Raw genomic sequence first — 20,685 nt, forward strand, 5'->3', positions numbered from 1 at the left:
GCATGCGTGGGTCAGGCCGCAGGGAATGGTCGCCACACTGCAGATTTGATCACACACCACGGCTGCCATGACTGCATTCCGCACGTTGCTGATCTCGATGTTTCTTGCCCTTCTCGGCTACACGGCGGTGGTGATCAGCCAGCAAGGGTTTGGCCTGTTGGCTGTCTTCATCGGCAACCTGCAGCAGCTGAAGTGGTCCGGGCAGTTCAATCTGGATTTCTCGTTCATGCTGATGATCTCCGCCCTCTGGGTGATGTGGCGTCACCAGTTCAGTGGCGTGGGGGTGATGCTTGGCCTTGCTGCTTTTGTGGGCGGTGTTCTGTTTCTCAGCACGTATCTGTTCATCCAGAGCTTCCGGCTGAATGGAAAGATGGTGCCCCTGTTGATCGGCCCCCAACGGGTGTCTGCCTGAAACGCTGCCCAAGGAGCCCGTGTTTCCAGAACGACACGGACTGCGTGCAAGTCGCGAGACTGCCAGCATGAACCAGCGCAACCAGACGCCCTTGCCCTATGGGAGACAGTCGTCGTCGGTTCTGTAGGCAGAAGACACCGAACGAGCCCCTTGCCCTGCAGGAAGGTGTGAACCATTGGCAGAACAACGGCTGCTTTGGCCAGGATGAGGGGGTGACTGTCTTGTCGCTCTGTGGGGTAGTGGCTCTTCATCTCCCGTGGAAGTTCTTGTTGGTCACCACCACACGAGGCTGCAGGACTCACCGACGATCAGCCAGGCGCATCGACGCCAACAAACCATTGTCAACCTGCCACGCCTTGCTGGCTCCTTGGCGTGCGCCCGTTGAGGGATGCTGTGCATCCCAGGGGAAACCAATCAGTCGGCACGGCGTGATCGGCACCCCTGCAGGCCAGCGACTGATCACACGCACGACAGCATGGAAAGCCTGCAGCGCTCTACAAAGCTGTGGCATCGTCATGCAGTGCTCAGCAGAAGGGTTCTCTGTAGAGTTCAACCGAAGCTACACATCCGGATCATCGAATGACAACCGGCAGCCTGGCGATCAACAACAGCAGTGGCGAGCCGCTGAGCTACTGGGTGGTGTCCAATGGCTACACCTCCGAGCAGATCGTGAGCACGGGAACGCTCACTACAGGAACGAACAGCATCTCTGTGCCATCAGGCAGCAACTTAAGAATCTATGTGTCGAGCACGGATATCTTCACGAGCCAGAACAACGCCGGTGGCGGCGAACCGAGTGGGCTCTCCATCCGAGATGCCTTCAGTTTTTATGAGTACACCTGGGATGGAACCTACAGCAGCACGGGATTCAGTGCTGATGTGAGCTATATCAACGACTGGGCCTATCCCATTCAGTCGAACCTCAATGGCGTTACCTACGGATTCCTGGATGCCACGGCGATCGCCCAGGCCATGGCTGCCCTGCCTCCACAGAACTTCCTGCCCCAGAGTGCGGCAAGTCTGGCGGCCGTCGGCACCGTTTCCGACCTCTACGACGCTGCCAACCGTCGTTTCATCGGCCCGATGTCGATCTGGCAATGGCAGGCCGGTGAGTCTTTCTGGACCCAGCAGGCGGCGGCCGTCTCGCTGCCGCCGGCGATGGCGGCGGGATGGGCCAGCTTCGGTGCCGACGTGCCCTGGGGGCCGATGCCCTGGGGAGGAGTCTCCCCTACGGCCAGCGGGCTGCAGCCGTCCGGCCAGGCCAGCCAGCTGTCTGCGGGGGGAACCCCCGCCCTGCCCGCCCTGGCGGCCGGGGTGCCGCCGCCTGCTGGCTACCCTTCGCCCACCTTCGGCTTCGATTTCTCCAGCAATTTGAACTGGAGCACGATGAACAATGGAGCCGGATCGAGTGTGGATCCCTCCGGCGACTCACTATTCTATGCGTCCAACTTCAATGTGTGGAATTTCGGCTATGCCTTTGGCTCGCCGGATGCTCCTGCTGGCAATTATGCGCCGGACGATCCCTCCAATCCGAACGCTTACACGTCAATCCTGCGTGCCCAGGCCAATACCGATGGCGGGATGGGTCTTTATGCGAATGGCAACCAGAACTTCGTTGGATTCTACACCTTCGCCAAGGACGACTACAACGTCAATTATCAAGGCAATCTTCAGCAGCTCACCATCACCATCGGTGCGCTGGCTTCCGCCTCCACCGGCGGCTCCGGCAATGATGAAGTGGTGGGCACCCGCCGCAATGATGTGATCTCCGGCGGTTACGGAGCGGATCTGCTCTCCGGGGGAGCAACGCCGCCCAGTGGCCTGCAGGAACCCGGCCGTGATGCCATCACCCGTCAGCCCTTGGGGGGATCCAGGCAGGCTCTGCCAGGCCGTGATGGTCGCGATGTCTTCGTCTACGTCCGGGCCGACAGCAGCCTCAACACCAATCACCAGCGCGATGTGATCACCGACTTCGATCCTTCCGATCAGATCGATCTCTCAGCGGTGGATGCCCGTTCACTTCAAGCGGGGCAGCAACGCTTCAGCTGGATCGGGCAGCGGCAGTTCAATGGTACGGCGGGCCAGTTGAGGATTGATGTCTCCCCTTTCCGCCATGCTTTGTTGCAGGGTGATGTCGATGGCAACGGCAAGCCTGACTTTGAGGTGAAGCTCCTGGGCGTCGATCTGTTCACACGCTCCAACCTCCTGCTCTGAAGGAATTCACGTTCCGAGGGTTCTGCCAGGGCTGGCTTTGGCGCTTGAGGCTTCCGGCGCACGTGGCGGATGGCGCTCATCCTCCCGCTGATTGCCGATTGCCCATTGGTCACGCCACCTCACCTCTGATCGCTACAACCGGCGCCAGGGCCGATGCCCTGCCCACCCATCCCCTACCTGTGCACGCCTTCTGTGACCTGTTCGAGTGCCTGGATCGCAGCAGCGGCACCAAGGCGCGCGTGGCGGCGCTGGTGGGTTACTTCCGCGAAGCGCCCGCGGGCGATGCGGCCTGGGCACTTCAGTTGCTGCTCGGCAAGCGGCGCCGTCGGCTGCTCACCGGACGGCGTTTACGGGAGATCTGCCTCGGGGCGGCCGGGCTGCCGGAATGGTTGTTCGAGGCCTGCCACTCCCAGGTGGGGGATTCGGCGGAAACGATCGCCTTGCTGTTGCCCCAGCTGAAGCTGCCGGCTGGCGAACCGCTCGACCTGCCGCTGTCGGTGTGGATGGCAGAGCAGTTGCCGGCGCTGGCTGCGCTCGACGGCGAAGTGCAGGCGCAGGCGGTGCTGCAGATCTGGTCATCCCTGCCGCCAGCGCAGGTGTTCGTGTTCAACAAGCTGCTGACTGGCGGTTTCCGGGTGGGGGTATCCACCGGCCTGGTCACACGAGCCCTGGCCGAGGTGAGCCAGCTGGAGGAGGCGGAGCTGGCCCATCGGCTGATGGGTGGCTTCGAGCCCAGTGCCGCCGCCTTCACCGCCCTGCTCACCCCCACCGCCAGCGGTGAGGACGCACCGATCAGCCGCCCCTATCCCTTTTTCCTGGCCAGTCCACTGGAGCCGGAGCGGCTGCTGACGGACGACCCCGCTGATTGGCGCGCCGAGTGGAAATGGGACGGCATCCGCGGCCAGCTGATCCGCCGCGCCGGCACCACCTTTCTCTGGAGCCGTGGCGAAGATCTGGTCAACGAAAGCTTCCCGGAGCTGGTGGCCCTGGGCGATGCCCTGCCGGACGGCACCGTGCTCGATGGGGAAGTGATCGTGTGGCCGCCGGCGGCGGACCGTCCGCTCGGATTTGCGGCCCTGCAACGGCGCCTGGGGCGGCGCAGCGTGAGTCGAGCGCTGCGTCAGGCCTGCCCGGCTGCGTTCGTTGCCTATGACCTGCTGGAAGCGGGCGGCCGTGACCAGCGCCAGCACCCCCTGGCGGCGCGGCTGCAGGACCTGGTCCAGCTCGGCGCGGGGTTGGGGGAGACCGCCGCTGAGGAGTTGAAGGGGGTTCTGCGCCTGTCGACCGGGCTGCCGTTCCAGAGCTGGGAGGAGCTGGAGCCGCTGCGCAGCCAGGCGCGCCAGGCCGGCGCCGAGGGCCTGATGCTCAAGCGGCTGGATTCGCCGTATCTGGCGGGCCGCAAGCGGGGCCACTGGTGGAAACACAAGCTCGAGCCGATGGAGCTCGATGCAGTGCTGCTCTATGCCCAGGCAGGCAGCGGCCGCCGCGCCAACCTCTTCACCGACTACACCTTCGGGCTATGGGCCAGCGCACCATCTGACTCGGTGGATCCGGAACCGTCAGCACAAGGGACCAGCCCGCGCCAGTTGGTGACCTTCGCCAAGGCCTATTCCGGTCTTGATGATGCCGAGATCTCTGAGCTTGATCGCTGGATCCGGCGCCACACCACCGAACGCTTCGGACCGGTGCGGGCGGTAGAGCCGCTGCAGGTGTTCACCCTCGGCTTCGAAGGCCTCCAGCGCTCCGGCCGGCACCGCAGCGGGGTGGCTGTGCGCTTCCCTCGCATCCTGCGCTGGCGCCGCAACAAACCGGCGGCTGAGGCCGACACCCTGGCGGCCGCCGAAGCCCTGCTGGAGGATGGCAGGCCAGGACCAGGGTCCGCAGAAGGATGACGGCTGTAACCGTGGGATGGCAGCCACCTCCTGGCGGCAGGGTCACCGCCCCTTGCGGTAGACCAACTCAGCGGTACACCGAGCGCCCATCGCCGGGCAAGAGGCTGAGCTGGCCGGGATCGATCAGGCGGCCCACACTGAGCTCGGGTGGGTCGGGGGTCTGACCGGCAGCGGCAGCAGCGGCCAGATCCCACTGCTCCAGCGACAGCACCAGGCCGTCGCTGGCGGTGTAATCGGCGTAGCAGCAGCCGCTCTGGCGCCGGTTCATCACCCGCGCGCTGGAGCTGATCGAAGCCCGGCCCTGCTCCTTGAGCGCATAGGTGACACCGTCGAGCTGCAGCCGCGCCGGGAAGCGGCCCGCGCCGGAACCGGCCAGCGACGCTGGATCCAATGCCGAAGCGCTGACCCTCTCCAGCCAACTCACCTCCAGCCAGTCGTCTTCGCTGACGCTCAACCAGCGGGCGTCGTTGCCGTCACGCAGCAGATACTCCAGCCACTCGAAGCCTTCCTCGGCACACAGCAGCCTGTCCTCCACCACCCAGTCGCGCCCTTCGAACTGCACGATGTCGCCGTAGCGGAGGGTGAACAGGGTGCGGTCCTGGGGCAGGGCAGCCGGGCGGCGGCACCAGCGCCGCAGCTGCAGCACCACGACAGCTGCCACCAGCAGCCCCAGCAGCAAGATCCACACCGTCATCGGCTCGATTCCAAGGGCCGGCCACGGCCGCCGGTAGCGGCGAGCCTATCGACACCACCCTGGCGGCCAGGCACATCGCCACCATTGCTCAGCTCACGGCCCCGACCAGCGGCTCTGGCGCTGGTACTCGGACAGCACAGGACGCAGCAGGCGGTTCGGCCGCACCTGCTCGCCGGCCGGCAGGCGCAGGTCCCGCGGCAGCGGGAACAGGCGTGCGATCTGGGCGTCATCGGCCCAGCGGCCGCTGAACGGCAACGGGGCGGCCTGCAGGGTCTGGCCCGCGCGGTAGGCGATCACGAAGCCCCAGGGGCCGAAGCTGGGCACATCCACGCTGTAGGCGCGCGTGGTGAGCGGCAGTTGCTCGAAAGTGGCCTGGATCGAGGCCAGCACTTTGGGGGTGAAGAAGGGCGTGGAGGCCTGGGTCACCAGCCGCCCGTCCGGCGCCAGCAACTGCAGCAGACGGCCGTAGAAGCTGACGCTGTAGAGACGCGCCAGCGGTGCAGTGGCGGGATCCGGAAAGTCGGCGATCACCACGTCGTAGGCGCCTGGCAGGTGCCGCACCCGCTCGAAGGCGTCGCCACTGTGGAGATGCACCCGCGGGTCGTCAAGGCTGCCCTGGTTGAGCCGCCGCAGGAAGGGGTGCCGGCGCGCCAGCTGGAGCATGGCGGGATCCAGCTCCACCAGATCCACTCGCTGCACACCCGGCCAGCGCAGCACCTCCCGCAGTGCCAGGCCATCACCGGCACCGAGCAGCAGCACGCGATGGGGCTGCCGGTGGAAGGCCATCACCGGATGCACCAGCGCCTCGTGGTAGCGGTATTCGTCGAGGCTCGAGAACTGCAGGTTGCCGTCGAGGAACAGGCGCAGGTCATCGCGGCGGCGCGTCAGCACGATGCGCTGGTGACGGCTCTGCACCCGGCCCACCACCGGGTCGTCGTAGAGGCTGTCTTCGATCCTGTCGCCCAGGGGCAGCACAGCCCAGGCCACCAGAGCCACCAGCGGCAACGTGCCCCCCACCAGCCAGCGCCAGCGGCGGCTCAGGGGGAACACCCGGCAGATCACCAGGCAACTGAGCAGCGGCACCAGCGCCAGCAGGCCGGCGGTGGGCAGCAGGCCCAGCCAGGGCAGCAGCACCAGCGGGAACAGCAGCGCCCCCACCAACGCGCCCAGGTAATCGAGCGCCAGCACCCGTGCCAGCGCCGTGCGCAGGTGCTGCTGGGTCTCCAGCAGGCGGGTGAGCAGCGGCACCTCCATGCCGCCCAGCACCCCCACCAGCAGGGTGAGCACCACCAGCCCCAGCCAGACCGGCCCGCCGGCACCGAACAGGGCGAACAGCCCGAGCGGCGCCAGCAGGCAGAGCGGGCTGAGCAGCAGTTCCACCAGCAGGAACAGCCGCAGCAGCCGGGCGAACGGGTTGGGGCCACAGGCGAGGAACTGGCTCAGCCAGGCCCCCAGGCCCATCGCCGCCAGAAAGGTGCCCACCACGATGCCGGTGGCCAGGGTGTGGTCGCCCAGCAGGTAGCTGGCCTGGGTGGCGAGCATCAGCTCCAGCACCAGGCTCACGGTGGAGGACACCGCTGCCGCCGCCAGCAGCACCCACACCTGCAGGGGGCGCAGCGGCGGGGCGGCAGCGGTGGTCACTTGGCGGAGCCCGGTCCTCGCCCCTGAAAGCCCGACCAGCTGCGCGAGCGGTCCGGCGCCGCCACCCAGCGGCCCGCCCGGTAGCTGCCGCCGTAGCGCACGCCGCTGAAGCTGGCCGGCGTGCCCTCCTGGCCGAGGCGGAACAGAGCCGGCTGCAGGATGGCCGTGCCGGTGCCCACGCCCACGGCGCCGACGGCCAGCAGCAGGATCACCGCTTGTTCGCGGGGCATGGCGAGCGGTCTCCCAACTCTCTGAGCATCTCAGGCGCGGGCGCCCGGTGGGCGGATCGGCAGCAACGGCACCTGGAAGGCCGTATTGATGCCATCCTCCACCCACAGCTCCAGCCATTCGATCTCCCAGGGGTCGTCCTGGGGAGCGAAGGCTTCCGGCACTGTCACCCGCACCCGGTAGCTGCCGGGTTCCGCCAGCCGCAGGTAGTACGCCTCAGAAAGCGTGAGCCAGTGGTCGCCATCGCTCGCCTGCTTGACTAACGGCAGAGTGACCTGATGATCGAGGCGACGCTCGCCGGCCGCATCGCTGAGGCTTAAGCAGAGCAAGGCCGTGGTGGGCGGATACGTCTCAGGCTTGGCGCCATCGGGAAGCTCCCAGTGAGCGTTCACCACCAGCTTCACCAGCCCCGGCCCGCCTAGCGGCAGGCGGGCAGCCGCCACCCCGTGCTCCACCCGCAGCAGGCGCCGCGAGCGCGCCGCGCCGTACACCGCCCCCAGCAGGCAGAGCACGATCGCCTGGGTGACCACCGCCGTGAACACCAGCAGGCCAGCGGCAACGCTGTGGTTGCGCACTGTGCCGCGCAGTGTCACCGGTGCCTGGAGCGGTAAGCCGCTCGCGTCGAGCAGCTCTTCGGGCGTCACCTCGAGTTGGAAACGGCCGCTGCTCTGTGGGCGGAGCTGGAGCAGCAGGGCCGTGTCCTGCTCCTGCCAGCTGCCGCTGTTGCCGCCATCCGTCCAAAGTCCGCTCTCACGCCAGCCATCCTTGTAGAGCTCCAACACCGTTCTGCCTGCCTGATCGAGCAGGCGCACTTCCAACACCACCGTGCTGTTGGAAGGGATGTCCGCCTCCATGGCGATCCGCGGACTCCCCAGCCAGCCATCGCGCAGCTCGAAGGGCTCGCTGCGGCCCGGCTGCTCCTCCGTCGCCACCAATACCAGCCGTTGCGGTGGTTCGAGCGCGGAGAGCGCCAGCACCGCAAGGGGCAGCAGCGGCAGCAGCAGCAGGGCCAGCAGCGGCCAGCGCACCGTCGTGGCCGCCGTCACGCTGCCGCCAGGTCGGCCTGCTCCCGGGGAGTCCCTACCCTGACGGCGAAGGCGTGACGTGGTCATGGTCAAACCGCTGCTCCAGTTGCTGCTGACAGTTGGCTGGACGTTCTTCGGCGTCATCCTCATCTACGGCGGCCTGCTGCTGTTCGATCGCCTCTCGCCGATCGACTACCGCAGCGAGATCCGCAAGGGCAACATCGCTGCCGGGGTGGTGCTCGGCGCCGTGATCCTGGCGATCGCCGCCGTGGTGGTGGCCGTGCTCTCCAGCTGACGGGCGGCGCGTCTTGGCCAGCCGCAGGGGCGCGCCGCTCCGCCCGATCGAAGACTGGTTCCAGCTCCAGGGCTGGCGGCCGATGCCGTTTCAGCGCCAGTGCTGGAAGGCCTATCTGGAGGGCCGCGACGGGCTGATCCAGGTGCCCACCGGCGCCGGCAAGACCTACGCCGCCGTGATGGGTCCAATCGCCCGCATGCTGGCGCGTCCAGGTGCGGGCATCCGGCTGCTTTATCTCACGCCGCTGCGGGCGCTCAGCCGCGATCTGGCCCTGGCAATGCGCGCGCCGATCGAGGCGATGGGCTGGCCGCTGCGCGTGGGCATCCGCAATGGCGACACCGCCAGTGCCGAACGCAGCCGCCAGCTGCGCCAGCCACCCCAGATCCTGATCACCACGCCGGAATCGCTGTCGGTGCTGCTGGCGGGGGCCAAGGCCGACGAGCTGTTCGGCGGCCTCGAAACGGTGGTGCTGGATGAATGGCACGAGCTGATGGGCAGCAAGCGCGGCAGCCAGTGCGAGTTGTGCCTCAGCTGGTTGCGCCAGCGCCGGCCGGGCCTGCGCACCTGGGCGATCAGCGCCACGATCGGAAACCTGGAGGAGGCGGCGCGCGCGGCGGTGGGGGCAGCGGCTCCGCCGCCGTTGATCGTCACCGCCAAGCTGCGCCGCCACACCGAGATCCGCAGCCTGCTGCCCGACCAGATCGACGGCTTCCCCTGGGCGGGTCACCTGGGCCTACGCATGTATGAAGAGCTGGTGGCGGCACTCGATCCCACCGTCTCCACGCTGCTGTTCACCAACACCCGCAACCAGTCGGAGCGGTGGCATCAATGCCTGCGGTATGCCTGCCCGGAAATGGAGGGGGCACTGGCGCTGCACCACGGCTCGATCGACCGGGCCGAACGGGAGGCGATCGAAGCGGGGGTGAAGACAGGCGGGATCCGCTGGGTGGTGTGCACCAGCTCGCTCGACCTGGGCGTTGACTTTCAGCCGGTGGAGCGGGTGGTGCAGATCGGCAGTGCCAAGAACCTGGCGCGGCTGCTGCAGCGGGCCGGCCGCTCCGCCCATTGCCCCGGCGGCACCTCCCAGGTGCTGTTCATGCCCACCAACGCCCTGGAGCTGCTGGAGGTGAGCGCGATGCGGCGCGGTCTGGCGGCGGGGCTGGTGGAACGGCGCCGGCCACCGCAGGCGCCCCTCGATGTGCTGCTGCAGCACCTCACCACCCTGGCCTGCGGGCCGGGCTTTGAGCCGGCGCAGGAGCTGGCCAGCGTGCGCAGCGCCTGGAGCTACCGCCAGCTCAGCGACGACGACTGGCACTGGTGCCTGCGCTTCCTCGAGCACGGCGGCGACTGCCTCGGCGCCTATCCCCGCTACCGCAAGCTCGAGCGCGAGCCGTTGGCGGCGCCAGCAGGAACCACGGCAGTGGAAGGCACCCCGCTGGCGGGTGCGGTGCCTGAACGCACGCGTGAACCGCAAGACCACGCAGAAGCTCCCTTCCGTTACCGGGTGCGCGAGACCGCCATCGCCCGGCTGCACCGCCTCAACATCGGCACGATCACTGCCAGCCGTTCGATCACGGTGAAGGTGGTGCGGGGCGCCACGCTCGGCCATGTGGAGGAGGGGTTCGTCAGCCGGCTCAAGCCCGGCGATGTGTTCTTTTTCGCCGGCCGCCAGCTGGAGTTCGTGCGCCTGCGCGACATGACCGCCCTGGTCAAGGCCAGCACCCGCAAGAGCACCCTGGTGCCGGCCTGGGCCGGTGGGCAGATGGCCCTCTCCGACCTGCTCAGCGAACACCTGCGCCAGGAGGTCGACCGCTGCGCCCGGACCCTGGCGGCCAGCCGCGACCCCGAGGATGCCGCCACGCTCGACACCCCCGAGCTGCGCGCCCTGGAGCCTCTGCTGCGCCGCCAGCACGAGGTGTCGGCGTTGCCACGCGCGCATGAGTTTCTGGTGGAGATCACCCGCAGCCGCGAAGGCAGCCACCTCTACGCCTATCCGTTTGAAGGGCGCTTCGTGCATGAGGGCCTCGGCTTCCTCTGGGCCGGCCGCCTGGCGCGGCTTCAGGCCGGCACGATCACGGTGTCAGTGAACGACTACGGCTTCGAGCTGCTGGCGCCGCGCGGCTATCCCTTCGCCGAGCTGTTCGAGCAGGCCGGCGACGCGCTGCTGGAAGCGGCGGGGCTGCAGGACGACCTGGAACGCACGATCAACCTGTCGGAGTTGTGCCGCCGCCGCTTCCGCGCGATCGCCCAGGTGAGCGGGCTGGTGCTGAACGGCTTTCCTGGCCAGAACAAAACCGGCGGCCAACTGCAGATCAGTGCCAGCCTGCTGTTTGATGTGTTCCAGCAGCACGAGCCGGCCAACCGCCTGCTGGCCCAGGCACGCCGTGAGGTGCTCGACGAGCAGCTGGAGCTGGGCCGTCTGCAGGCCGCCCTCACGCGTCTGCGGGCCAGCGAGCTGCGGCTGGAGCACACGCCGCGTCCGGGGCCGTTCGCCTTTCCGCTGCTGGCCGAGCGGCTCAACAACCGCATGAGCAATGAATCGGTGCTGACCAGGCTGGAGCGGCTGATGGCGGAGGCGAGGCGGGCCGAGGGGATCTGAGCCGCACTGGACGGGCTACGTACGCTGGGGCGACGGCGCACCTTCCCGTGAAGCGACTGATCTACTGGCTGATGGGCGATCGAGCCGGCCGTGTGGTGGTGGGTAGCTGGCGCTGGCTGTGGGGGCGGCCGGTGGAATCCGGCGGCCAGGTGGCGGTGGCGGTGGCGGAGGAATCCCTGCAGTCGATGCAGCTATCCGTGCAGAAACTCGCCCAGGCGGTGGCCATGCAGGTGGGCGCCTATGAGCGGGCCAAGAAGAAGTACCAGACGAAAACGATCGAGCTCAGCACCTACGAGCAGCAGGCCCAGCTGGCCCAGCGGGCCGGCCAGATCGACGGCGCCAAGCTGGCGATGGGCCGCGCCATCCAGATCGAGAAGCTGTTGCCCGCCCTGGAGCAGCAGGTGCAGCAGGCTGAGGCCTATGTCACCGCCTCCAAGGACAAGCTCAACCGGGAGCGCCTCAAGCTCGAGCACTACAAGAGCGACATGCAGAACATGAAGGATCTGGCGGAAGTCAACGCCGCGCTGGAATCGATCGCCAAGGTCAACAACGACTTCGACATCGGCTCCGCCCGCTCCTCCTTCGAACAGGCAAGGAACGCGGTGGAGGGTCGAAATCTGCGCAACGCCGCCCTCGCCGAACTCAGCGAAAATCCGCAGGAAAAGCTCACGGCCGATCTGGAACAGCTTTCGCTCGATGCGGAGGTCACCCAGCGGCTTCAGGCCCTTGAAGCTGCCCCCCTGCCCCAGTTCGAAGACAGGCAACCATGAACGGTGAGACCCCGAGCGGCAAACGCAGCGGACCGCCGCCGATCGTGTACATCCTGCTGCTGGTGATCGCAGCCGGTGCTCTCTGGGGTGGCCGCAACCAACTCCTGGGCCTGCTGGGTGCCCGTCCTTCCCTGCCCGGCCTGCCGCAAGGGGTCCCCAGCCTGCCGCAGGGGCTGCCCGGTCTACCGGGCCAGGAGCCTGCGGCGGCCGCCTTCCCGCCGCCCAGCGCCGTGCCGGCCGGCACGGCCGTCAGCATCGATGGCTCCACCAGCATGGTGCTGATCAACGAAGCCCTCAAGGCCGGCTTCATGGCGGCGTTTTCGGGCACGGAGGTCACCACCGCCGCAGTGGGCACCGACAACGGCATCCAGGCGCTGCTGGGCGGCTCCGTGACCCTGGCGGCGATCTCGCGGCCGCTGACCTCTGAAGAGCAGGGGCGGGGCCTGAGAGCCGTGCCGGTGGCCGACGACCGGATCGCCCTGGTGGTGGGCATCGACAACCCCTTCCGCCGTGGCCTCTCCCGCAGTCAGGCGGTGCAGATCTTCCGCGGCGAGATCATCAACTGGGCCACGCTCGGCGGCCCAAATCGGGCCATTCGGGTGTTGAACCGCCCCAGCGTCAGCGGCACCCATTCGGCCTTCCGCGCCCTGGTGCTGGAGGGGCAGCCCTTCGGCAGTGGCCCCACCATCACCACCATGGAGCGCGACGCCACCACGCCCATGCTGCGCCTGCTCAGCGCGGACGGCATCGGCTACGCCACTTACGCCCAGGTCGCTGATCAACAGACGGTGCGCGTGGTGCCGATCGACGGCAGCACCCCGGAAGCGCAGGATTACCCCTTCAAGCGTCCCCTCTTCTATGCCTACCGGGAGCCGGCCGGCCCCGCCGTCCAGGCCTTCCTCGGCTACGCCCTCTCACCCCAGGGCAGCGCGGCGATCGCCGCAGGCGTGAAGGGGCCCTGAACCAGGAGCAGCCTGGCGACAGGCCCATCGCCGTGACCAACGCTCCACCGAACCGAAGACGGCCCTCACCACAACCCAACCCACCCTTGAGCGCAGCTTGAGCCAGCCTTAACCCCGCTCCGACAATCTGAGGGGAGGACAGTCCCGCCGGCAATGCCCGGAGCACACACGTCAGCGAGGGAGTGGGTTAGCCAGGCTCGCTCGAGCAGCCGCGCTGACCACCCGAACAGGTTCAGGCACGCTGGCCTGGCCGCCTGGATCGGACTCCCTCCCGTCCGGCGCATCCGCCAGTATTGCGATGGCCTCTCGGGCGTGCGCCCCCTGCGCATCGCCATGACCCATGGCTGCTGATCCGCTCCTGCGCCGCCGCGAGCTGCTCGCCCTGCTGGGGGTATCGGCTGCCGCTGCCGCCGCTTCTGGCGGGGCCAACCCGCCGGCCGCCCAGGCCCTTTCCCGCACGGCCGCGCGGCGGCCTCCCTCCCTGAACGCCCTGCCCTTCAAGCCCCTGCCCGGACCCCTGCCGTTGCCGGTGGCCGGGCTCAGTGGCGCCGAGCAGGAGCGGCTGTTCAGCACGATCACGCTCGATGACCGGCTGGTGGTGCCGGACGGCTACCGCGCCGAGCTGGTGGCGGTGTGGGGGGAGCCAGTGGCCGCAGGCCGCTTTGGCTACAACAACGATTACCTGGCCCTGCGGGAGCTGGGCGATGGCCAGGCCTTGCTGACGGTCAACTTCGAGTACATCAGCCCGCGGCCCTGGCTGGAAGGCTTCAAGGAAGCCACCGGTGCGGAGCTGCCCGGCCGTGCCGTGATCCAGGCGCTGCTGGAGCGGGGCGGGGCTGTGGACGTGCCGTCGCTCGATCCCAGCGACCCCCTGGCGCGGCAGTGCCGCCAGCTGGCGGCGGAAGCCCTGCGCGATCTGGGCGTCGGCGTGATCGCCCTGCGCCGCGATGGCGAGGGCAGCTGGCGGCGCGAACCGGGCCGCTACGACCGGCGCATCGATGGGCTCAGCGGTCTGGAGGATCCGACCGCCCTGCTGCGCGTGAGTGGGCCAGCGGCGGCTGTGTTCCGCGCCCGCGAGCGCCTCGGCTACGACGACGGCCTCGGTGATCGGGTGATCGGCACCTTCGCCAACTGCGCCGGTGGCGTCACCCCCTGGGGAACCGTGCTCAGCGCTGAGGAGAACATCCAGGATCAGGTGGTGGAGGCGGTGCATGCCGATGGGAGCGCCTCGTCGCCGGCCCAGCTGCCATTCCAGTTCGGCGAACAGCGGGTGAAAGGCCTCGGCAATCCCTTCGCCCTGGCCGGAAACAAGTACGGCTGGATGGTGGAGCTGGATCCGCAGCGGCCTGAGCAGCCCGCCGTGAAGCACAGCTGGCTGGGGCGCTTCCGCCATGAGGCGGTGGCGGTGCGCGCGCAGGCGGGTGAACCGCTGGTGGTGTATTCCGGCTGCGACCGCATGGGCGGCCATCTCTATCGCTTCGTGAGCGCAGGGCGGATCCGCGATGCGGCCGACCCTGCCAACTCTCGCTTGCTGGAGGACGGCCGCCTTGAGGCGGCCCGCTTCGCCGCTGACGGCAGCGGCCAGTGGATTCCGCTGGCGCCGGCCACCGCCGTCGATCCGCTGCTGCCCAGCCACTTCGAACGCCACGGTGTGTCGCAAGCCTGCCGGCTGCCCCACAGCGACCGGCGCCAGGCCGGCGCCGAAAGCTTCAGCAGCGATGCCCAGGTGGCCGACTACCGCCGCCGCTTCCCCACCCTCGGCGACCTCTACCCGGGCAAGGGGGAGCAACGGATGGGGGCGATCCTGATCGATGCCCATCTGGCCGCCAGCGCCGCCGGCGCCACGCCCTCCGCACGGCCGGAGGACACCGATCTCGATCCGCTCAACGGCGACCTGTTGGTCGCCTTCACTGCCGGCGGCGCCAATGACGACGGCCGCGCCGATCCCGCCATCTTCCGTGGCCCGGCCGGTGAAGCCAGCTGGCCGCACGGCTGGATCCTGCGCCTCAGCGATGGCGACCCCGAAGCGGGCAGCCGTTTCCGCTGGAGCATGGCGGCCACCGGTGGCACGCCATGGCAGGGCGGCGCCGGCTTCTCCAACCCCGACAACCTCGCCTTCGATCGGGCCGGCAACCTCTGGATGGTCACCGACCATTCCGGCCGCGGCAGTGAGATCCAGCAATTCGGCAACAACGGCTGCTGGCTGCTGCCCCGCAGTGGCCCGGCTGCGGGCGAGGCGCTGCTGTTCGCCACAGGGCCGATGGAATGCGAGCTGTGCGGTCCCTGTTTCGATGCCGCCGAAACCAGCCTGTTTCTTGCCGTGCAGCACCCTGGCGAAGTGCACGGCGCCAGGGCCGGTGAAGCCCGCGAAGGCCAGGGCTATCCGCTCGTGAACCGCGATGGCCGCACCTTCGAGCAGTTGCGGTGGGTGCCGCTGGGCTCGAATTGGCCGTCAGGGGTGCCGGGTCGGCCACCCATGCCAGGGGTGGTGGCAATCCGGCGCCTGGATGGCGCTCCGCTGCTGGCGCCCACCAGCCCGCGCCCGAGTGATCAGTGATCAACGATCAGTGCATCAGCCCACCGCCACCAGCCAGCGGCCCGCCGCCGCCAGCAGCAGCGCCGCCAACGAGCCGCCCCACAACGACAACCGCCCCGGCGTCAGCAAGCGGCGCAGCAGCAGCAGTGAGCCTGCGGCGCCCACCAGCACCACCACGCTCTGACAGAAGGCGATCACGTGGGGGTCGGCGCTCCAGGCCGGTAGCGGCGCCTGGAAGCTGACCGGCAGCACCAGCCCCGCCTCCGCCATGCCGAGCGGCAGATGGCGCGCCAGCAGGAGCGCCCACAGCAGCGGCAGCAGGCCATAGAGCGACAGGCGGAGACCGGGAGCTGGCACGGAGGCCCGCAGCGCCGCCACCGGCCGGACCAGCAGGAAGAGCGCGGACGGCAGCGCCAGTGCCACAGCGGCGAAGGCGAGCCGGGGCAGCAGCGGACCCTCCTGCAGGCTGGCGGGCGCCAGCGGCAGGCCGCCCAGCAGGCGTTGCCACACGTGAAGGCAAACGCCACCGGCCAGCACCAGGATCAGGCCGGCTTCCCCCGCCGGCGGCCGCATGTCGCGCTGCAGATCGGCGGCGGGGGGCCGCACACTGAGCTGTACCGAGCGGTGCGGACAGGCCTGGACGCAGGTAAGGCAGAGCACGCAGTTACGGTTGTCGGCCAGGTGGGCGGGATGGGTGCCGAGCGGGCAGCCGGCCGTGGCCAGCCCCTCGCCTTCCGCCGGCCCCCCCTTGAAGCAGGCGTAGCTGGTGCAGCTGCCCCCGCAGACGCCGGCCTGGGCACGCAGCTCCAGCACGGAGAGCTTGGCGAACAGGCCGTTCATGCCCCCCACCGGGCACAGATAGCGGCACCAGAAGCGCTTCTCGAACAGCACCGAGCAGATCACCGCGCCGGCGGTGATCACCAGCAGCAGGCTGCTGCTCAGCCGGGCCTGGTTTTCCATGCCGCTGAGCTCCTCCCACAGCAGGATCGCCGCGAAGCCGGCCGCCAGGCAGGGCGCCGCCCAGGCGTCGGTGTCGCCGTGGGGCCAGGCGGCGGGACGCCAGCCCACGGCGCGGGCCAGCCGCTGGGCGATCTCCCCCCACACCATGAACGGACAGAACGAGCACCATAGGCGCCCCACCAGCGGGTAGCCGATCAGGATCAGCGGCCACCACCAGGCCCAGAACAGCACCAACCCACCGTTGTGGGCGCGGTCCTGGGGGCCGGCCCACAGCCAGATGTTCACCAGCACGAACACCCAGCTCACCACGCCGAACAACAGCGCGTTCCAGAAGCGCGGCGAACGCATACGGGGGCGCAGAGAGGGCTTCCAGCGCCACAGATCGAAGCGCAAGCGCGGCTGACGTGGCGCCAGCCAGAACACCTCCTCAGGCAGTTGCGGTGGTGGGCGCTGGGTGGCGGCATCGGCAGACGGCACAGGCAGCTGGCGCAGGGCCCGCTCCACCAGCTGCTTGAGCTCGCGGATGTTGCCCGGGAAGTCGTGGGTCTGAAGCCGCCGGATCACCTCCGCCCCCACCGCCGGCGCCAGCGGCCAGCCCAGGTGGCGGCTCTGCTGGCGCAGCAGGTAGCGCAACCATTCGCCCAGGTCCTGGCGCCGCACCCGCAGCGCCGGCACCCGTATGCGGCTGCAGACCCGATCAAAGGCCGGCAGAGCGGATTCGGCGGTGAAGAACACCCGCCCGGCGAAGTGATGCTGCTCGCCAGCTTGGCCCTGGGGCGGCTCCCCCGGCGCTTGCCAGCTGCCGTCACGGGCCAGTTGCAGCAGCGCGGGCTGCAGGACGGGATCGACCCGATCGAGCTGGCAGATCAGCAGGGCGCCATCGCCGAGGGCCTCCAGCAGAGAGCCGCGCCCGCCACTGCCGGCGGCACCGAACAGGTCACTGCCATCGGCGCGCAGCAGCGCCCCATCCAGCCGAACCATCAGGCGGCGGCGGTGGCTGGAGCCACGGTGAATCAGGGCCGCCAGGTTGTCCTTCTCCAGCCCCGGCTCCCCCGAGAGCAGCACCGGCCCGTGGGCGGGGTCGGCGGAAGCGCGGTGCACCGCCTCACGCAAGGTGCGGGCGTAGCGGCTGGAGCCCACCACGCCCCGCCGCGCCGGGCCCACCAGAAACGGAGCCAGCCGCAGGAAGGCCTCGGGCACGTTGGACGAATCCTGCGTCACTGATGGTGGAGCCGGTTCCCTTTCGCGAGGCAAGGCGAGAGAGCCTTCGGAGTCCGGGGGCAGGGGCACGTTCAAGGCCAGTGCCTGCGAATAGCTCCACTCTGATGCGCTTTTGTGCGTTGCAACCGTGCTGCTGTGCGATGCAACCAAGCCAGGACGGCTGAGCCGCAACCAACCGGGCCTGCGCCTCAACGCTGCGGGCCGTAGGGCTGGGAGGGAATCGCCAGGGAGGGAGGCAGATCCGACAGACGCTCCGGCAGAGGGGAGCCGGTGCGCTGCAGCTCGGCGATCGGACGAACCTGGCCCATCGCCAGACCGGTGAGCATCGGCAGTTCTGTCTTCAGCTGATTGGCCGGTTTCGGATTCACAAAGCGAAAACTGAGCGTGGTTTTCTGGCCGGCGGTGTCATAGCCCACCACCGTGAAATACAGGTCGGCCGACTTGCCAGCCCTGGAGCCCGCGAAGGCTCCGCCCACCATGCCCCCCACCAGACCGATCGGGCCCAGCAGCACGCCGCCGGCAATCGCACCGGCGGTGCCGCCGCCGATCGCGCCCACCGTGCCGTTGGTGGTGTCGAAGGTTTCCTGGCCGCCCGTGAACCACTGGGCCACCCGACCGATCGGGATGAAACGCCCCTGAGCAGCGATACCGGTGGCGTCGAGGTTCACGGTGCAGGCACTGGTTCCGCAGAGCGCCTGGTAGGTGGAGGCCCGCGCCGGCAGATGCAGAAGCAGCCCCAGGACCAGGGAATAGGGAAGCAGCGAGGTGAACAACAGGCGTTGCAAGCGTCCGTCCATCGTTTCGGCACTCAGAGCCCTGTCAGTCAATCGAACTGCTCGCCAGGAGCAAGCATTGCCACAGAGCCAGCGGTGACCGAATGTGACCCAGGCCGCCTAATCGAGGCGCGTCATTACACCATGGTCTGAACAGACCAGTGGCCGTTGTGGCACAGGTGTGAGTGTCTGCTTCAGGCGATGCCTGCATCCCTCCACTCTTTTGCAGCGGTTGCAATCCAAGTCCATCAGCCGCTCATCAAGACTCCCAAGGGCGCCATCCGATCGAAGGACTGTCGATCCGAATGCATTTGCGGCCTCTACCAGCAGAACCACTCAGGGCAACGGAAAACTTACAGAGTCAGATGTCACTTGCAGGAGTGGATAACGTCAGATTTCAATCGCAAGACTATACGAAGTCAGATTTCAATTGCAAGCCGGCAACGTTCTTACCCCCCGAACGAAGCCTCATCAACGCTACGGCCGCCGAGGCCAGCACGGCTTCATTGAGGCCAACATTGAGCCCAGCGTCAGTTCGTTTCCGGTTCCATTCACAGCCAAGGGCCCAAGGGAGTAGGCGCGCGTCTCTCACGGGATGCCGACCATTGATGGAGTCATGCGTGAAACAGCCCCTTCGGTGCTGTCTTGACTCCGGCAATCAGCCATTGGCTTGCCGGCCAAGCTGATCGGCAACCCCAGGCCTTCCTGCCGAAAGCGGTGATGGGTTGATCGGGCAGCACAACCTGACCCATGGCGGCTGTGCACGAACCCTCATGGACACAACGTGCATGAGCATGGTGATTCATGCATGAGCAGAACGTGCCCTTGGTGATGACGATGCAACGAGAGTCAGTGGAAAGAACGCCATGCCGACTGGATCGTCTTTCTTTGGCTGGTAGGCGCCTGGGGCTTCAGTGGTAGGGCCACCACCGCTGTCGCCACCGGCGACCATCTCCTGGTAGTGGTGTCTTGTGCCTGAGATCCTTTGCCATTACAGGGCTGGGCTTGAGTTAGTCAAAGCTGGTGGACCAATAATGGACCGCTGACCGGATTATGTACCAATATTACTAGTCTTATTAGATCTGGCATACATTGCTTTGGTTCATGTCAGCCAAGGCTTATCCGAACACATGGGCCGGTGTAACCCCCGCAGCAATTGATGCTGGTGCTCGTTTTCCAGAGCTGGTAGCTGCACAGTGGGCGCTAGAGAGTGGACGGAGCACCTCACCCGCCGGTGCCATGGTTGGACCGAGGACATGACGCGCCAGCGGGGCTGGTGCCCAGAGGTGGCATGAGCATCCGGCGAACGGTGGTGGGCGTGATGGGTGCCGGAGAGGGCGCCTCCGCTGAGGCTGTGGCCCTGGCCGAGGAGCTGGGGGAGCGCATCAGCGTCAGGGGTTGGGTGCTGCTCACCGGTGGCCGCCCGGCGGGGGTGATGGCGGCGGCCAGCCGTGGCGCGGCTCGGGTGGAGGGGCACCTGGTGGTGGGGGTGTTGCCCGATGAAGGGAAGGGTGACGACAGGCAAAGCACGGCGGAGCTGGATCTGGCCCTGTTCACCGGCATGGGCAAGGCCCGCAACGTGATCAACGTGCTCAGCGCCGATGTGGTGGTGATCTGCGGGGGCGGAGGCCCCGGCACAGCCTCAGAAGCCGCCCATGCGCTCAATGCGGGCAGGCCGCTGATCCTGCTGGCGGTGCCGCCGCTGTGGCGTGAGTTCTTCTGCTCGCTCGGCAAGGGGGTAGAGAGCGCGAGCGATGTGCAGGAGTGCTGCCGGTTGATCGCGGCCCGACTCACAGAGGCATGAGTCGGCCATCACCTCGTGTCCCCCTGACGCCAAAGGAGGGCTGGCTGAGCAACGGCCGTCAGGTGCTGCGCTTTCGCCCGACCCGCTGGGAGCGCCAAGTGCAGCGGCTGGAGATCACCAGCGGCGAGTTGCTTCCCGGCGAGCAGGTGCCGCTGCTCAAGAACCGCCGGGAGATCAGCCGGGATGAAGCCCTCAAGCTCTGGGGTGAGAAACGCAAGGCGGGCTGGAGTCCCTGCAGCGCCCTGTGGTGATCGTCACCATCACCCAAACCGATCCACCCCTCCACCAAGCTGAGCTCTGAACCGATGGCCACCTCCTTGCCGATCATCAGCAGCCGTCAACCCCGGCGCTATCGCTTGGTTGCCCGGGGATGATCCGCGGCATCGGCCCGATCTACGCCAGCAAGCTCGTGGCGGTGTTCGGCGATCAGGTGTTCGAGGTGATCGAGCAGAGCCCGGAGCACCTGCGGGAGGTGCCCGGCATCGGCCCGGTGCGGGGCCAGCGGATCCGCCAGGCCTGGGCGGATCAGAAGGTGGTGCGCGAAATCATGGTCTTCCTGAACAGCCATGGCGTCGGTACCGCCCGGGCGGTGCGGATCAAGCGAAAGTCGCGCATCTCCGCGTCCTGCGCCACCTATGGCCCGGCCGAGCATCAGTAAG

The 20,685-nt window shown here is 68.0% G+C and carries 17 protein-coding genes; 11 read left to right on the top strand and 6 right to left on the bottom strand.

Going from position 1 to position 20,685, the window contains the following annotated elements; genetic code table 11:
- The first annotated feature begins 67 nt into the window (after nucleotides 1-67).
- The 3 genes from KBY86_RS02980 to KBY86_RS02990 all read left to right on the top strand — a co-directional run bounded on the left by KBY86_RS02980 (nucleotide 68) and on the right by KBY86_RS02990 (nucleotide 4,518).
- The gene (locus KBY86_RS02980) at nucleotides 68-412 is read left to right on the top strand and encodes a hypothetical protein (RefSeq protein ID WP_255140123.1); all 345 of its coding nucleotides are present in this window, start codon (nucleotides 68-70) and stop codon (nucleotides 410-412) included.
- Nucleotides 413-991: 579 nt separating this feature from the next.
- Nucleotides 992-2,626, top strand: coding sequence for a M10 family metallopeptidase C-terminal domain-containing protein (locus KBY86_RS02985; protein WP_255140124.1), 1,635 nt, complete (start codon nucleotides 992-994; stop codon nucleotides 2,624-2,626).
- A 179-nt stretch (nucleotides 2,627-2,805) separates the two neighbouring features.
- A complete protein-coding gene (locus KBY86_RS02990; RefSeq protein ID WP_255140309.1) occupies nucleotides 2,806-4,518 on the top strand; it encodes an ATP-dependent DNA ligase in 1,713 nt (570 codons plus the stop codon).
- 67 nt (nucleotides 4,519-4,585) lie between these two features.
- On the opposite strand, the gene KBY86_RS02995 is transcribed toward KBY86_RS02990, so the two are convergent.
- The 4 genes from KBY86_RS02995 to KBY86_RS03010 form a co-directional block, all read right to left on the bottom strand.
- Complete coding sequence (locus KBY86_RS02995; protein ID WP_255140126.1) at nucleotides 4,586-5,212, bottom strand: DUF4178 domain-containing protein; 627 nt, start codon at nucleotides 5,210-5,212, stop codon at nucleotides 4,586-4,588.
- A gap of 93 nt (nucleotides 5,213-5,305) precedes the next feature.
- Entirely contained in the window at nucleotides 5,306-6,853 is a 1,548-nt protein-coding gene (locus KBY86_RS03000; RefSeq protein WP_094510624.1) for a polyamine aminopropyltransferase, read from the bottom strand.
- The gene (locus KBY86_RS03005; RefSeq protein WP_094510625.1) at nucleotides 6,850-7,083 is read right to left on the bottom strand and encodes a hypothetical protein; all 234 of its coding nucleotides are present in this window, start codon (nucleotides 7,081-7,083) and stop codon (nucleotides 6,850-6,852) included. The genes KBY86_RS03000 and KBY86_RS03005 overlap by 4 nt, the downstream gene beginning before the upstream one ends.
- 30 nt (nucleotides 7,084-7,113) lie before the next feature.
- A complete protein-coding gene (locus tag KBY86_RS03010) occupies nucleotides 7,114-8,127 on the bottom strand; it encodes a hypothetical protein (protein WP_255099278.1) in 1,014 nt (337 codons plus the stop codon).
- 64 nt (nucleotides 8,128-8,191) lie between these two features.
- On the opposite strand from KBY86_RS03010, the gene KBY86_RS03015 reads away from it, so the two are divergent.
- From KBY86_RS03015 to KBY86_RS03035, 5 genes are all read left to right on the top strand, one after another.
- A complete protein-coding gene (locus KBY86_RS03015) occupies nucleotides 8,192-8,401 on the top strand; it encodes a DUF350 domain-containing protein (RefSeq protein WP_094510627.1) in 210 nt (69 codons plus the stop codon).
- A gap of 82 nt (nucleotides 8,402-8,483) precedes the next feature.
- Nucleotides 8,484-11,000 carry a DEAD/DEAH box helicase gene (locus tag KBY86_RS03020; protein ID WP_255140312.1) on the top strand — a complete coding sequence of 839 codons (2,517 nt, stop codon included), beginning with the start codon at nucleotides 8,484-8,486 and terminating at the stop codon, nucleotides 10,998-11,000.
- 47 nt (nucleotides 11,001-11,047) lie between these two features.
- Entirely contained in the window at nucleotides 11,048-11,770 is a 723-nt protein-coding gene (locus KBY86_RS03025; RefSeq protein WP_094510628.1) for a PspA/IM30 family protein, read from the top strand.
- On the top strand, nucleotides 11,767-12,732 hold the full coding sequence (locus KBY86_RS03030; RefSeq protein ID WP_255140127.1) for a substrate-binding domain-containing protein: 966 nt from the start codon (nucleotides 11,767-11,769) through the stop codon (nucleotides 12,730-12,732). The genes KBY86_RS03025 and KBY86_RS03030 overlap by 4 nt, the downstream gene beginning before the upstream one ends.
- 340 nt (nucleotides 12,733-13,072) lie before the next feature.
- Nucleotides 13,073-15,289, top strand: a complete 2,217-nt coding sequence (locus tag KBY86_RS03035; protein WP_255140128.1) for a PhoX family phosphatase — start codon at nucleotides 13,073-13,075, stop codon at nucleotides 15,287-15,289.
- Between the two features lie 15 nt (nucleotides 15,290-15,304).
- Here the strand turns inward: KBY86_RS03035 and KBY86_RS03040 are convergent, their stop codons facing one another.
- Nucleotides 15,305-17,449, bottom strand: a complete 2,145-nt coding sequence (locus KBY86_RS03040) for a 4Fe-4S binding protein (RefSeq protein ID WP_255140129.1) — start codon at nucleotides 17,447-17,449, stop codon at nucleotides 15,305-15,307.
- A gap of 188 nt (nucleotides 17,450-17,637) precedes the next feature.
- On the bottom strand, nucleotides 17,638-18,276 hold the full coding sequence (locus KBY86_RS03045) for a hypothetical protein (protein ID WP_255140131.1): 639 nt from the start codon (nucleotides 18,274-18,276) through the stop codon (nucleotides 17,638-17,640).
- A 1,237-nt stretch (nucleotides 18,277-19,513) separates the two neighbouring features.
- Between KBY86_RS03045 and KBY86_RS03050 the strand changes: the two genes are divergently transcribed.
- The 3 genes from KBY86_RS03050 (at nucleotide 19,514) to KBY86_RS03060 (ending at nucleotide 20,684) form a co-directional block, all read left to right on the top strand.
- Nucleotides 19,514-20,026 carry a hypothetical protein gene (locus KBY86_RS03050; protein ID WP_255140132.1) on the top strand — a complete coding sequence of 171 codons (513 nt, stop codon included), beginning with the start codon at nucleotides 19,514-19,516 and terminating at the stop codon, nucleotides 20,024-20,026.
- On the top strand, nucleotides 20,023-20,277 hold the full coding sequence (locus KBY86_RS03055; RefSeq protein WP_255140134.1) for a DUF1651 domain-containing protein: 255 nt from the start codon (nucleotides 20,023-20,025) through the stop codon (nucleotides 20,275-20,277). Before KBY86_RS03050 ends, KBY86_RS03055 begins: the two co-directional genes overlap by 4 nt.
- Nucleotides 20,278-20,396: 119 nt before the next feature.
- Nucleotides 20,397-20,684, top strand: coding sequence for a helix-hairpin-helix domain-containing protein (locus KBY86_RS03060; RefSeq protein ID WP_255140135.1), 288 nt, complete (start codon nucleotides 20,397-20,399; stop codon nucleotides 20,682-20,684).
- Nucleotide 20,685: the final 1 nt, after the last annotated feature.

Source organism: Synechococcus sp. Lug-A (genome assembly GCF_024345655.1).
GTDB lineage: Bacteria > Cyanobacteriota > Cyanobacteriia > PCC-6307 > Cyanobiaceae > MW101C3.

Excerpts from the sequence above, each read along its gene's own strand:
- KBY86_RS02980 (WP_255140123.1), top strand. The coding sequence starts at position 68 with ATGACTGCATTCCGCACGTTGCTGATCTCGATGTTTCTTGCCCTTCTC.
- KBY86_RS02985 (WP_255140124.1), top strand. The coding sequence starts at position 992 with ATGACAACCGGCAGCCTGGCGATCAACAACAGCAGTGGCGAGCCGCTG.
- KBY86_RS02995 (WP_255140126.1), bottom strand. The coding sequence starts at position 5,212 with ATGACGGTGTGGATCTTGCTGCTGGGGCTGCTGGTGGCAGCTGTCGTG.
- KBY86_RS03005 (WP_094510625.1), bottom strand. The coding sequence starts at position 7,083 with ATGCCCCGCGAACAAGCGGTGATCCTGCTGCTGGCCGTCGGCGCCGTG.
- KBY86_RS03015 (WP_094510627.1), top strand. The coding sequence starts at position 8,192 with ATGGTCAAACCGCTGCTCCAGTTGCTGCTGACAGTTGGCTGGACGTTC.
- KBY86_RS03020 (WP_255140312.1), top strand. The coding sequence starts at position 8,484 with ATGCCGTTTCAGCGCCAGTGCTGGAAGGCCTATCTGGAGGGCCGCGAC.
- KBY86_RS03030 (WP_255140127.1), top strand. The coding sequence starts at position 11,767 with ATGAACGGTGAGACCCCGAGCGGCAAACGCAGCGGACCGCCGCCGATC.
- KBY86_RS03035 (WP_255140128.1), top strand. The coding sequence starts at position 13,073 with ATGGCTGCTGATCCGCTCCTGCGCCGCCGCGAGCTGCTCGCCCTGCTG.
- KBY86_RS03050 (WP_255140132.1), top strand. The coding sequence starts at position 19,514 with ATGAGCATCCGGCGAACGGTGGTGGGCGTGATGGGTGCCGGAGAGGGC.
- KBY86_RS03055 (WP_255140134.1), top strand. The coding sequence starts at position 20,023 with ATGAGTCGGCCATCACCTCGTGTCCCCCTGACGCCAAAGGAGGGCTGG.
- KBY86_RS03060 (WP_255140135.1), top strand. The coding sequence starts at position 20,397 with ATGATCCGCGGCATCGGCCCGATCTACGCCAGCAAGCTCGTGGCGGTG.